This window comes from Amycolatopsis jiangsuensis (genome assembly GCF_014204865.1).
Taxonomy (GTDB): domain Bacteria; phylum Actinomycetota; class Actinomycetes; order Mycobacteriales; family Pseudonocardiaceae; genus Amycolatopsis; species Amycolatopsis jiangsuensis.
In genome coordinates, this window is sequence record NZ_JACHMG010000001.1 from 2,186,678 (window position 1) to 2,199,404 (window position 12,727).

The following is a 12,727-nucleotide window of genomic DNA, read 5'->3' on the forward strand; positions in this document are numbered from 1 at the left end:
GAGGCACCATGCCCGCCACGGCGGACACTTTCGCCGATGCCATCGGCGGTCTTGAGGACAGCGAGTGGGATCGGCTCGCCGGCAACAGGTTCTACTCGTCCGCGCTGTGGCTGCAAATCTGCGCCCTGGAGCCCGGAGCGGTTTCCGGCGGGCTGTGCGTGAAGACCCGGGGCGGCGGCCGGGCCGCGGTTCCGGTAGCGGCGGTGACCGACGCCCCCACTCCGGACATGCGGTGGCACGACGTCCTCGCCGCACGCGGCCTGCCGGCACCCGAGCCGGGCGGTCTTCTCATCGGCCAGCGCCGCGGCTATCTGGCACATCTGCTGACCGAAGACGGTGCCGACCGGACCGAGGCCGCCGCCGAGTTGCTCGACGCCGTGCGTGCGCTGCGCTCACCGCTGCACGAGGCGTCGAAGATCGCCCGCGTGGCGATGTATCTGACCACCGAGGACGTCACGACGTTGCGCGCGGCGGGATGCCACACCGTCCCGATCGCGTTGACGACCGACGCCTGGATCCACATCCCACCCGGTGGCTACGACGCATGGCTGGAATCCCTTTCGGCACACCGCGCCCGCCGGATCCGCAGCGAAGTGCGGAAGTTCGAAAAGGCCGGGTACGAGGTGGAGCACCGGACGCTCGGCGAGGCCTGGCCGGACGCCGCCCGGCTGCTGGCCCTGTCGCTGCGTCGCTACGGCCGGAACGTCGACGTGGCTCCGATGGCCGGCTCCCTGCGCGAGCAGGGCGAACTGGCCGGTTCGCGTGCCGAGGTAGCGCTGTGCTCGCGGCCCGGTGAACCACCCATCGGCTTCTGCCTGTACTACCGGTGTGGCGACACCGTCTACCTGCGGGCGCACGGCCTCGATCACAGCCGGCTCGCCTCGGCCGCCGAATACTTCAACCTCACCTACTACATGGCGGCGCGGCTCCCCGGCGTGCGCTGGCTACACGCGGGCGCGGGTTCGGCGGAGGGAAAAGTACTGCGCGGCGCGACGCTCCGGCCGTTGTGGCTGCTGGACCTGTCCAGGGACAGCCCGCTGGTCGGCCACGATGGCGAGATTCGCGAGCACAACCGCGCTCAGCTCGCCGGCTTGGAAGACTCGTCCCCAGCAATTGCCGAGGCTTTGGATCACGACCTTTGGAAGCTGTACTGCTGAGGCCTGCTGCCTGGCGGGGTCGTCCACGTCGGCATCACCGTGCACCCCGACGTCCGGGGCAGCCGGTCCGCGAAGCACATGCCGATAACAGAGCGACGATTCACAGCCGCTGCCGCGCTCTGTCAACGCCTCGGGAACTTCGACCCCCGGCGATCTCTTGGGACTCCTGGGGGTCAGTTTCACGAAGCGACAGTCGCCTACTACCTGTGCTGGCCGGGCAAGAACACCGGCTCTACACGCAAGCCGTCTGGGCATTCCCCGGCGGTGGTGGGGGCTTCACCGGCTCCACCCTCCGCGGTGGCGTCCTGAAGAACATCTTCATGGGTTTCTGCGAAGGCTCGAACCGGACCGAGCGGTACCAGACCGTCCGAGCCCTCTTCAAGGACGCCGGCTTCTCAGTGTCCGAGCAACCGGACTTCCGCACCTGGCTCTGGATCCACTTCATCATGGACGCCGGACTCCTGACTCAGGGACTGGCGGTGGGAGGACAGGCGCGCCTGGTCGCCTCGCGCGAGGCGGTCAAGCAGTCCGTTCTCCTGGTGCGCGAAATGATTCCGCTGGTGCAGGCCCGAGGAGGAACACCAGGCAGGGGTGCCGCCCTCATCTCGCGTGTCCCCGCAGAGCTGCTCGGCTTCCTCCTGCACAGACTCCTGGCCGGTAAGAACCTGTACAGCTTCATCATGGAAGAGGTGGAACGGACGGGGCACATGACTCGGGAGAGTGCCGGCCTCTACGCCAGAGACGTACTCGCGGAAGCACGGAGAATCGGGTTCCCGATGCCGCGGCTCGCGTCACTGGAGACCGTATTCGCACTCTGAGCGCATCTTTCCGCGCGGAGGAACTAGTTTCCGACGGCAGTACCACCGGTTGTCCACACCGAGCACCGCGCGGCGCAGATCACAGTGGGTGCAGTACACCCTCCCAGCCCGCCGGGAGGATGCCTAGCGTCGGTGCAGAAAGCGCTTCTGGGCTGGAGAAGCACGACGATGTCCGGCGACACCGCCGTCGTGATGGAGCCCGCCTATTCGTTCCGCGAAGGGAAAGAACGTACCAATGAAGTACCCGCTACACAGGCCGTGGACAGCCACGTCTGTCAAGGCGCTGTTCGCTGCGCTGCTTCTGACAGTCGGGATCCTCCCGGCGCAGGCGCACGCCGCCACGCACATCTCCGACCAGGTGCGGATCGAGACCGGGGCCATCCACGGCCGGGTCGAGCAGGGCACTCTCGCCTTCCACAACATCCCGTACGCCGCGCCGCCCACCGGCGACCTGCGATGGAAAGCACCCGCCGCGGCGGCCTCCTGGCACGGAGTCCGGGACACCACCCGCCCCGGCAACCGCGCGATGCAGCCGGAAGACAGCTTCGGCCTGCTGCCCGTGAACCTCGCCCCCGGCCGCACCCCGCAGCCAGTGAGCGAGGACAGCCTCAACCTCACCGTCCGCACCACCCCCGACGCCCACAAGAACCCCGTACTCGTGTGGATCCACGGAGGCTCCTTCACCGGCGGCAGCGGTGACGCCTACGACACGACGAAGCTGACCAAGAAGGGCATCGTCACGGTCTCCGTCAACTACCGGCTCGGCGCACTGGGCTTCCTCGCCGACCCCGCCCTCGACCCCGAGGGCACCGGCGGCGACTACGGACTGCAGGATCAGCAGGCGGCGCTTCGCTGGGTGCAGCGCAACATCGCCGCCTTCGGGGGCGACCCCGGCCGGGTCACCATCGCCGGGGAGTCCGCGGGCGGCATCTCTGTCGCGGCGCACCTGGTGGCCCCGGGCTCCCGCGGGCTGTTTGACGCGGCGATCCTGGAGAGCGGCGACGCCTCGTCGACCGTTCCGCTGAAGGCCGCCCAGGAGGCGAGCAAGCGGTTCACCGGCGACACGCTCGGCGTCAAGCGCGGCCCGGGTCTGGCGGCCCGGCTGCGCGCCCTTGACGCCAAGACGATCACCGCCGAGCAGGGCAAGCTGGCCTTCCCGGTGCCCCTCGGCCGTCTGGACTACGCGACCGGGCCGTGGCTGGTGTCGGGCGGAACCGTGCTGCCCGAGGACCCGGCCACCGCGATCCGGGCGGGCCGGGCGGCCAAGGTGCCGGTGCTGACGGGCACCACCAAGGACGAAATGCGCGTATTCGGGTTCCTGCGGTCGCAGTCCGGCGATCCGGTGACCTCCGAAAACTACGGAGCGATCCTCACGTCCATGGGTGGCCCGGCCGCCCTGGCGCACTACCCCCTGAACCCCGGCGACCAGCCGGCCATCACGCTGGGCCGTGCCTTGACCGACGGCTGGGTCAGCGACGTGCGCGAGCAGGGCCTCCAGCTCGCCCGCAACGCTCCCGTCTACGCCTACGAGTTCACCGACGACGCGCCCACGCTGCCGGGATCGGACTTCGACCTGGGCGCCTACCACACCGCGGAACTGCCCTACCTCTTCGACGTCGCCGACCTGCCCTTGCGGCTCACCGCCGAGCAGCAACGCCTGTCGCAACGCATGATCGGATTCTGGGCGGAATTCGCGCGCACCGGAAACCCCAACGGCCATTCGCCAACGACAAGCTGGCCCCGGCTCCCAGCCGCGGTCTCGCTGGGCGACGGTCGCGCCGACGTCACCAGCACGGCCGAGTTCGCCGCCGAGCACGACTGGGACTTCTGGAAGACCCAGTCCCACTCCTGACGGACCGGTGGCTCTCCCGGGGGGGGGGCGGGAGAGCCACCGTCACCGGCTGCCGCCGCTCGAGGTTCCGATCGTCCAGGCTCCGAGCCATGTCGGCGTCGCGAAGCATCCGGTGTCCGGTCGCCAAGCTGACCTCTGGAGTATCCGGTACCGCGACCGAAGACACGCCAGCTCATCCTGAAACTGACGTCTTCGACGGCTTCCCGCTGTCGGACGTTCAGCCCATGAGGAGCGGTCCGCCCGCCCCGGTCACCAGCAGCCCGTGGTTCTCGGTGGTGAGGTAGGTGGACAGCTGGGCGTGGCGGGCACCGACGTTGAGGTCCCGCCAGAATCGCTGCAACGGGTTGTCGAGGGCGAATGCGCTGGAGCCGTGCAGATCCAGCAGCAGGTCGACCGCACGCTGGAACTGCTGGAGAACCGACACCAACTCCATCCGCAAGGCGGACCGCTGCACGTCGGTGACTTCTTCACCGGGGGCCTGGTCGGCGATGCGGCCCGCCAGGCTGACCAACCGGTCGTAACCACTGGTCACCATGTGTTCAGCCGTGGCGAACACGTGCCTCGCCGAGGCCGACTCGGCGAGGCTGTCGTACGGCGAGATTGGCGGCTTGCGCGTACCGACAACGGCCTCCACGACGTCCAGCGCACCGCGCGCCGCACCGGCCAGGACCCCCGCGACCGCGACCGACTGGGAGACGATGCTCAGCGGCTCGCCGAGCGTGACGTCGGGGGCGCCACCGAGGCCGCGCGGTAACTGGATCATTCGCTCCGCGGGAACGAACACATTATTGGCGACAACCGTGTGGCTGCCAGTGCCCTGGAACCCGGCCACGCGCCAGGTCCGGTCGATGGCCAGTTCGGACATCGGCACGAGCGCACCGCCCACCTGAGGCACGCCGTCGTCCCGCACGGACACCACGGACAGCAACGCCCAGTGAGCATCCTCGGCCCCGGAGGCGTATGCCCAGCGCCCGCTGACCCGCGACCCACCCGGGGCTGCCACGGCCTCGCCGGGCGTTGCACCGCCACACCACCGCACGTCCGGCTGGGCGTAGACCTCTGCGAGCACTTCCTTGGGAAACAGCCGGGAAAAATGATCCTTCGTTCCCGCCGAGATCGTCACCAGCCATGCCGAAGACGGACAGCCACGCCCCAACTCGGACAGCACCTGCACCTGCGTGACCAGATCGACGTCCGTGCCGCCGAACTCGACCGGCGTGCCCAGCGCGAACAAGCCGGCCTCACGCAACACCTCGAGGCTTTCCGAAGCAACGCGTCCCTGTTGGTCGGTGACGCCTGCGTGCGCGGCCAGCACCGGCACAGCCGCACGTGCGCGCGCGACCAGGGCCTCGGCCGCCTCCGACGTGTATCGAGCCGTCTTTGTCATGTGATGTCTTCTTCCTTGAAAGGCTCGCCGCGCCAAGCGGCCTACTTGTTCTCGGTGAGCCCGTTGCCTCCTGGCCGGCAGGCCAGAGGGTGAAGCTGAAGAGATAGAACGGTCTGTCTTCTTCAAGCTAGCAGCGTCAGAAGACGGTGGTCAAGGCTGTCCCTCGCAGTCCTCGACGAATCCCGCCGGGTCCACAAAGGACAGGGTCAGCTTGATCTCGCCCGGGGGTTCGTCAAGCGGCGGGTATTCGACGATCTGACAGCGGGCGAACACGCAGGGACGGGGTACGGATTCGCCGCCGACGCTCGCCGGCCGTGGCGGTTGCCTTGCAAAGTCGGTCACCTCGGCGGATGCGCGCCGGACGAGGCGAGGCCCCGGACCCTCGTTTTAGTGGCCCCGCACCGCCCGGGCGCTCACCGCCCGGAGCCCGTCATGTCCAGGCACAGAATGACCCGACACCCTGACACAGCTGGGGCGAAGATACGCCGCGCCCTGGCGGCGGATCCAGGCCAGACAATCGGGGATGTGGCCCCTTTCAAAGCCCGGCACGAACACCCAGTCGAACTGCTGTCCCTTCCCGGTATGCGCGGACAGCAGATGCACACCCGGCCCGATCGCCGCGCTCGGGTCACGCTCCGGCAATCGTGTGAACGCTTCACCGATCGTCCCAGCCTGGGAGGCAGATCCTTTCAACTGGCTGATCGCGTCCGCTATCTCCTGGTGCGTGTCGACATCAGCCGCGGGCACACCGGTCAAGGCGCGATCTTTCAGCTTGTCTAGTGACGCTGACGCTGCAAGTCCCTTGGCGGCGATCCGGAGTGTCTCCATGATTTGCGGGTTCTGGACCGCCAAGTCCCATTGAGTCGAGGGAACATCCGCGTCCGTGAACGCAGTGTCGACGTTTTCCCGGCGGAAGCTGGACCGGGCGATGACTCCGATCGTAGCGGCAGGGTCGCGCGCGAGGATGCTGCGAGCGGTGTCAACAATCCACTCGGTTTCGGCGTTTTCGGTGGTGAACCTGATCGCGGTAGAGGCCCCTCCTTCGAACCACTGCTCGGAGTTCGCAGACGTCAGGGGTGGGCTTCCCATCGATTCGGCGACCGGGTTGACCACCGCCAGCACCGCCGGCGAGGACCGGTAGGAAGTGGTCAGTCGCATCGGCTCACCACACAACTGACGCAGCTCGGCTTCCACCAGGTCCGGCCGTGCCCCGGCAAAGGTATAGATGCCTTGCAGGGGATCGCCGACGAACGTGCGATAGCTAGAGACCGTCCGCAGCGCGATGTCGAGCTGCTGCGGGGTCAAGTCCTGGAATTCGTCAACCAACAGTGCGCCGTAGTGCTGCTGATACAGGTTCGCCACCGCTTGTATTCGCAGCAGGCGCTGGGCGTGGCGCAGCAGATCGTCGTAGTGCAACTGCCCGGTGTTCTGCCGGCTCCGTTCGATGTCCAGAGCTTTGCCGTTGCCCGCGTTGGCCAAGGCAACGAGGACTTCGTGGTCGTCGAGCGGTTGCTGCTTTGCCGCGCTCAAGGCCTCTTCGATTTCGCGAGTGATCGCTACAGCATCGCCTGGTGGCAGCTTCGCGGCGTGGGGCTTGATCGCAGTCTTGAGCGTCTGCCTGCACGGCTGGGAGAAATCTGGCGCCAGGCCGATTGTGCGAGCGTGGGCACGCAAGACCTCCGCGGCGTGACCGTGGAAGTTCCGAACGGTCACATACCGGCGGCATTGCGCCGGCCCGAGCTCCCGGACCAGCCGTTCACGCAGGTTCTGCCGCGCCTTGTTCGAGAACGTCAATACCAGGATTCGCTGACCGGGCTTAAGCCGCCCCATGAGGAACGCGGCACGCTGGGCGAGGACCTCGGTCTTGCCGCATCCCGGCGGGGCCACTACCAGGAGATTGGCGAGCTCGCTGGTGGCGATCGCCGGTCGCGGATCGGCCAGCAGCGGTGTCGTCGTCATGCGGCATCCGTTCGCAGTCGGTCCAGCAGGCCGTGAACGCTCGGGACTTTCGCGACGGTGTGCTCGGTCAGCGCCGCGGAGACCGCAACCGCGGCGGTGACCTTGATGCCACGGCAGAACTCGGCCAGTGGCTCGGGTGCGATGTCGGCGTAGCTGGCTGCCTGGCACGCCTGCAGCACACCGTTCTCGCGGCACACGCCGGCTTGGACCAGGATCTGTGCGACGGCGGGGCCGCCTAAGCCCGTGCAGTACTCACCCTCCAGGTCAGGCGTGGAGACCCACAGGCCCTTGCCCACGGCCTTCTTCGGGCTGCCGCCGAACCCGACGTGCCAGCTGCCCTGCTCGGCGTCGTCGACCAGGCCGAGCATCGGAATGCCGAACCCGTCCTTGCCCAGCAACTTGTGGACGTGGCGGAACTTGTCCGCGCCATCGAGCTCGAACACCACCGCGCCGAGCCGACTCAAGCTGATGTTCATCGCCTCCGCGGCGGCTTCCACGAAGATCCGGTCCGAGAGCCCTTCAACGATCAGGGCGTAGCGGGAGGTCAGGACTTCCAGCAGACGCGGCGACCACCAGTTCGCCAACACTCTCTGGACCTGGGTCATCTTATTCTCGGCGACCTGGTGGCATTGCCCGTCCGGGGTGATGGTGACGACGAGCGACGGGTCGAAGCGGTGCACGATGTACGGCGAGTGCGTGACCACGATCTTCTGGTTCGCCGAGCTTTGCAGCAGCTCGGCCATCGTGCGCTGGCTGGCCGGGTGCAGGTGCAGCTCCGGCTCGTCGATCGCCACGATGTTCGCCGCTCCCTGCGCCAGGTCGAACAGCGTCATCATCATCAACTGGCGCAGCCCATCCGACTGCTCGGACACCGGCACATGCTGGCCTCCGCGGTCGAAAAAGAGCGAAACGTTCTCGAGCGCCGACACCGCCGGATCCGCGGAGGTGCGCACGACCAGCTCGTCCGCCGCCACCCCGGTCGGCATCGACTTCGACAGGTGTGCCGCGATCTGCCCGCGAAGCTGCTCGAGAGTGACGCTGCTGCTTAGCGTGGTGTTGAATTGTTGCAACAGACCAGCCAGGCTCGTCCGCGCCTCTCCGAGGTCGACCGCCGACAGCAGGGCCTGCCACGCGCTCTTCGGGCCATCCAGCTGCGCAGCGTTCGCGGTTCGGGTGGCTGGCAGGTACCTCCAGCCGATCGCGGCGAACTGCTCGCGAGACGGCGACCGTTGATGCCCGGAGTCGGGGAACCATCGCTCGATGGTCAGCAACTCCGGATCATCCGGATCGGCCGCGGCCGTCAGGCGCAGGCGCAAGCTCTCCTGATGACCGCCTTGCGCGATCGAGATCTCGTGCGGGAACACAGTCCGTTCCGCGTCGGTGAATCCGCCGAACTCGACTTCCACTGTCATCGGCTTGGCCTGGTCAGCAAGGTCCTCGAACGTCAACGCCGAATACAGCTGACCGGCCGTCGCCCCCAGCAGCAGGTTCAGCAATCTCAGCAGCGATGTCTTGCCGACATCGTTCGCTCCGACGATGACCGCGTGTCCTCTGACCTCGATAGCAAGGTCACGCAGTCGGCGATGGTTCTCGACAGTGATGCTTTGGATCTTCACGAGCGTCCTCGTCTCAACTTGCTGAAGCCGGCGGTCGCTCGAGCCCTCTGCTGATCAAGCGCGGCCGTAAGTTGGGGTTACGTCCGCGGAGGTGGTGTACGGGTTCGTCGCTGGTGAGCGGCGTGGCGTCGTGACGTGAGACGGCCACCGCGTGATCTTTCTCGAGTACCGACCAAGGAACTCCAGGAAGGACCACCACGATGGCCGCACCACACAGTGTGGACCCTGCCCAGCTTGTCGAGGAGCTCGCCTCGGCGGGTGTGTCGCCGGATCTGTTGCAGACGATGATCGCGACGATGGCGAACGCGTTGATGTCGTCGCAGGCCGATCAGCAGTGCGGGGCCGGCTATGGCGAGCGCAGCAGCGAGCGGACGAACCAGCGCAACGGCTACCGGGCCCGGGAGTGGGACACCCGAGCGGGCACGATCGAGTTGGCGGTGCCGAAGCTGCGCCAGGGCTCCTATTTCCCGGACTGGCTGCTGACCCACCGCCGCCGCGCCGAGCAGGCCCTGGTCACCGTCGTGGCCACGGCCTACCTACTCGGTGTCTCCACCCGGCGGGTGGAGAAGCTGGCCGAACAACTCGGGGTGAAGTCGCTGTCGCGTTCGCAGGTCAGCGAGATGGCCACGCACCTCGACGGGCAGGTCGCCGCGTTCCGCGAGCGCCCGCTCGACCAGGGCCCGTACACGTTCGTGTGGGTCGACGCGCTCACGGTGAAGGTCCGCGAAGACGGCCGGGTGGTCAACGTGCACGCGCTGCTCGCGACCGGGGTGAACGCCGACGGGCACCGCGAGATCCTCGGCCTGGATGTGGCCTCCAGCGAGGACGGAGCGGGCTGGTTGGCGTTCCTGCGCGGTCTGGTCGCCCGCGGCCTGTCCGGGGTCCAGCTCGTCATCTCCGACGCCCATCCCGGCTTGGTGGCGGCGATCGCCTCGGCGTTGCCGGGTGCGGCGTGGCAGCGGTGTCGCACCCACTACCTGCGTAACCTGCTCTCCCGTGTTCCGAAGTCGGCGCAGCCGCATGTCGCTACGCAGGTGCGCACGATCTTCGACCAGCCCGACGCCGACGCCGTCACAGCCCAGTACGGACGCGTGGTCGACACTCTCACCGCGCGCTGGCCCGACGCAGCCGAGCACCTCGACAACGCCCGCGATGAGCTGCTGGCGTTCACCGCATATCCGCGCGAGGTCTGGCGCCAGATCTGGTCGAACAACCCTCAAGAGCGACTGAACAAGGAGATCCGCCGTCGCACCGACGTGGTCGGGATCTTCCCCGGCCGCGACTCCCTGATCCGCCTCGTCGGCGCCGTCCTGGCCGAACAGAGTGATGAGTGGACCGAGAACCGCCGCTACATGGGCCTCGATCTACTGGCCCGCTCACGCATCCGCATCGTCACCACCGAAGCCGCACCGACCGGCAGCGAGGCACTCATGACAACCGAGGCAATAACCGCCTAGAATCCCGAACCAAGATCACGCGGAGTCGATCTCATACACCACTCCGCCGGACGTGACCGTCCGAGCCCCGGGAATCAAGCTGCCGGGGCCGGCGACGAACCGCCGAACCATGCGCCGCCGATGACCCAGCCGCCGAACTGTGCGGCTGCCGATGACCCAGGCCACCGAGCTGTACGGCCATCAACACCCGACCACAGAAGCGCCAAGCCATGCAGACACTGACAATCCAAGCCACCGAGCCGTACGGCTGTCAAAATTCGGCGGTTGAGCGGCCGCAGGCTCCGCGTGCAAGAGAGCTGCGCGGCCGTCGAGACCCGAACGGTCGAGCTGCGCGGCCGTGCGACTGTCGGACCCCAGCCGCCACACCGTCGAGCAATCGAGCCCGCCGAACTACGCGGCCACCGAGCCACCGAGCCACCGAGCCACCGAGCCACCGAGCCACCGAGCCACCGAGGACAGACCTATCACGCCGCCCCGAGTCGGGATATCGGTCTCGTTCTGTCGACCGCAAGCTCGGGTACGGACCAGCGGACAGCCGCACCGGCCATCTGGCTCGGCCAGTCGTCAACGGCGGCACACCGAGCCGGTCACCTGCCACGGCGAGAAGCCGAGCCGGTCACCTGGCTCGCCAAGCCAACGACAAGAACCGAACCAACCCCCGACTCGCCAAGCCAACGGCGAGAAGCGAGCCGTTCACCTGGCTCCGCCAGCCGACGGCGAGAAGCCGAACCAACCCCCGACCGCCAAGCCAACGGCAAGCAGCCAAGCCGGTTCCCCACCCCGCGGCTGTGGAACTCAGACCACGCTTAGCATCAACGCTCCGCGTGTTCGACCGCAGCGCCGAAGCGCTCGGCCTGGGCGTGGCGGACCTGTGTCTGATCCACTGGCCGCAGCCGGGTCGGGACCGCTACGTGGAGACCTGGCGGGCGCTGGAACAGCCGCTGCGCGACGGCCGGGGTGCGGGCGATCGGGGTGCGGGCGATCGGGGTGGCCGACCCCGCGCCTGCGGGAGACGGTCAGCTCACCTGTACCGGCAGGGAATCGAGGCCGTACACGATGGACACCTTGCGGAATTCCAGTTCTTCCGGTGCCACGGCCAGCCGGAGGTCCGGGAAGCGCCGGACGAGGGCCGGGTAGGCCGTGCGCAGTTCCATTCTCGCCAGTTCGGCTCCGATGCAGCGGTGGATGCCGAAACCGAACGCCAGGTGCGACGACGGTTCGCGCGTCGGGTCGAATCGGTTCATGTCGCCGGTGCCCAGTGCGGGGTCGCGGTCGGCCACCGACAGGGACACCAGCACGATGTCGCCCTCGCCGATGTGGACGCCGGCGATGTCCATGTCCTGCTTGGCGAACCGGGGGAACGCCATCTGCACCACGGTCAGGTACCGCAGCAGCTCCTCGACGAACCGGTGCACCGACTCCTCGTCACCGCGCACCGCCTCGAACGCGGCCGGATCACGCAGCAGCACCAAGGCACCCAGCGCCAGCATGCTGGCGGTGGTTTCCAGGCCCCCGGTCAGCACACCGTCGGCGAGGCCGGCCAGCTCCTCGTCGGAGATCTCGTCGCCGTGCTCCTTGATCAGCATGCCCAGCAGGCCGTCCCCCGGCTCCGCACGCTGCTTCTTCACGATCTCCCGCAGGTACTGCAGGGACTCCGACATCGCACCGAGCGACGCGCCCGCGCCACCGAACAGGTCGAACCGCGCCGTGCTCAGCCGCTGGAAGTCGGCGCGGTCCTCATAGGACACGCCGAGCAGTTCGCAGATGGTCAGCGACGGGATCGGCAGCGCGAACGACTCCCACAGGTCCACCAGCCCGTCCGCGGCGGCCATCGCGTCCAGCTGCCCGGCCACGATCTCGTCGATCCGCGGCGTCAGGCGGGACAGCCGACGCATGGTGAACTCGGGCGTGAGCAGCTTCCGCAGCCGCGTGTGCACCGGCGGATCGGCGAACCCGAGCCCGCCCGGGTTCTGGTCCTCGGTGACCCCCGCGCTGCCGACCAGGTTGGTGAAGTCGTTGCTGAACTCGGAGACCTTGCCGAGCACGGCCTTGGCTTCCGCGTGCCCGGTGACCAGCCAGGCGTTCATGCCGAACGGCAGGTCGAGCTTGCTGATCGGCGCCTCCTCCCGCCGCCGGGCGAGCTCGGGCAGCGGGTCGAGCCCCTCCCGGCGCATCGGCAGCAGCGCGGCGTCCGGCAGCAGCGCCATCTTCTCCAGGTTGAAGCCGCGTTTCTGCTGGCGGGCGATGTACCGGCGGCCGGCCCAGGCGAGGACACGCGAGCGGAGACTCCCCATGTCCGCGACCCTACCGCACCGCCCGGTGGCACCGACCAGCGACGGAGACACCGGTCACGCTCGCGGGCCGCGGCCGTGACCACTCCCGGAGCGGGTCGCAACGCCGCCGGTCCGTCCGGGGTGCCGTTGCCCGTGGGTCCGTCATAGCCGGCGACCGCGGTGCGGAGGTAGTCGCGGCCGCAGTCCT

General features: G+C 68.2%; 9 protein-coding genes. 4 read left to right on the forward strand and 5 right to left on the reverse strand.

The genetic code is table 11. From position 1 onward, the window contains the following. The first annotated feature begins 8 nt into the window (after positions 1-8). From BJY18_RS09465 to BJY18_RS09475, 3 genes are all read left to right on the forward strand, one after another. Positions 9-1,157 carry a GNAT family N-acetyltransferase gene (locus tag BJY18_RS09465; RefSeq protein ID WP_184779499.1) on the forward strand — a complete coding sequence of 383 codons (1,149 nt, stop codon included), beginning with the start codon at positions 9-11 and terminating at the stop codon, positions 1,155-1,157. Between the two features lie 206 nt (positions 1,158-1,363). After that, the gene (locus BJY18_RS09470; RefSeq protein ID WP_184779501.1) at positions 1,364-1,975 is read left to right on the forward strand and encodes a ketopantoate reductase family protein; all 612 of its coding nucleotides are present in this window, start codon (positions 1,364-1,366) and stop codon (positions 1,973-1,975) included. A gap of 235 nt (positions 1,976-2,210) precedes the next feature. Beyond that, complete coding sequence (locus tag BJY18_RS09475) at positions 2,211-3,827, forward strand: carboxylesterase/lipase family protein (RefSeq protein ID WP_184779503.1); 1,617 nt, start codon at positions 2,211-2,213, stop codon at positions 3,825-3,827. 217 nt (positions 3,828-4,044) lie between these two features. Here BJY18_RS09475 and BJY18_RS09480 read toward each other — a convergent pair whose 3' ends face one another. The 4 genes from BJY18_RS09480 to BJY18_RS09490 all read right to left on the reverse strand — a co-directional run bounded on the left by BJY18_RS09480 (position 4,045) and on the right by BJY18_RS09490 (position 8,789). Beyond that, entirely contained in the window at positions 4,045-5,250 is a 1,206-nt protein-coding gene (locus tag BJY18_RS09480) for an acyl-CoA dehydrogenase family protein (RefSeq protein WP_184779505.1), read from the reverse strand. A gap of 114 nt (positions 5,251-5,364) precedes the next feature. Beyond that, entirely contained in the window at positions 5,365-5,487 is a 123-nt protein-coding gene (locus tag BJY18_RS37425; RefSeq protein WP_281393657.1) for a hypothetical protein, read from the reverse strand. Between the two features lie 114 nt (positions 5,488-5,601). Continuing rightward, positions 5,602-7,173 carry a UvrD-helicase domain-containing protein gene (locus BJY18_RS09485; protein WP_184779506.1) on the reverse strand — a complete coding sequence of 524 codons (1,572 nt, stop codon included), beginning with the start codon at positions 7,171-7,173 and terminating at the stop codon, positions 5,602-5,604. After that, positions 7,170-8,789: an ATP-dependent nuclease gene (locus BJY18_RS09490; protein WP_184779508.1), complete on the reverse strand. Its 1,620-nt coding sequence runs from the start codon at positions 8,787-8,789 to the stop codon at positions 7,170-7,172. The genes BJY18_RS09485 and BJY18_RS09490 overlap by 4 nt, the downstream gene beginning before the upstream one ends. 200 nt (positions 8,790-8,989) lie before the next feature. Here BJY18_RS09490 and BJY18_RS09495 point away from each other — a divergent pair, with 200 nt between their 5' ends. Next, positions 8,990-10,246 (forward strand): IS256 family transposase, encoded by a 1,257-nt coding sequence (locus BJY18_RS09495; RefSeq protein ID WP_184776778.1) that lies wholly within the window; start codon positions 8,990-8,992, stop codon positions 10,244-10,246. Between the two features lie 1,016 nt (positions 10,247-11,262). Here the strand turns inward: BJY18_RS09495 and BJY18_RS09500 are convergent. Then, a complete protein-coding gene (locus BJY18_RS09500; RefSeq protein ID WP_184779510.1) occupies positions 11,263-12,540 on the reverse strand; it encodes a cytochrome P450 in 1,278 nt (425 codons plus the stop codon). Between the last annotated feature and the right edge of the window lie 187 nt (positions 12,541-12,727).

What these genes read in the sequence shown, in the direction of transcription:
- BJY18_RS09485 (WP_184779506.1), bottom strand. Translation starts at nt 7,173, where the DNA reads ATGACGACGACACCGCTGCTGGCCGATCCGCGACCGGCGATCGCCACC.
- BJY18_RS09465 (WP_184779499.1), top strand. Translation starts at nt 9, where the DNA reads ATGCCCGCCACGGCGGACACTTTCGCCGATGCCATCGGCGGTCTTGAG.
- BJY18_RS09495 (WP_184776778.1), top strand. Translation starts at nt 8,990, where the DNA reads ATGGCCGCACCACACAGTGTGGACCCTGCCCAGCTTGTCGAGGAGCTC.
- BJY18_RS09500 (WP_184779510.1), bottom strand. Translation starts at nt 12,540, where the DNA reads ATGGGGAGTCTCCGCTCGCGTGTCCTCGCCTGGGCCGGCCGCCGGTAC.
- BJY18_RS09475 (WP_184779503.1), top strand. Translation starts at nt 2,211, where the DNA reads ATGAAGTACCCGCTACACAGGCCGTGGACAGCCACGTCTGTCAAGGCG.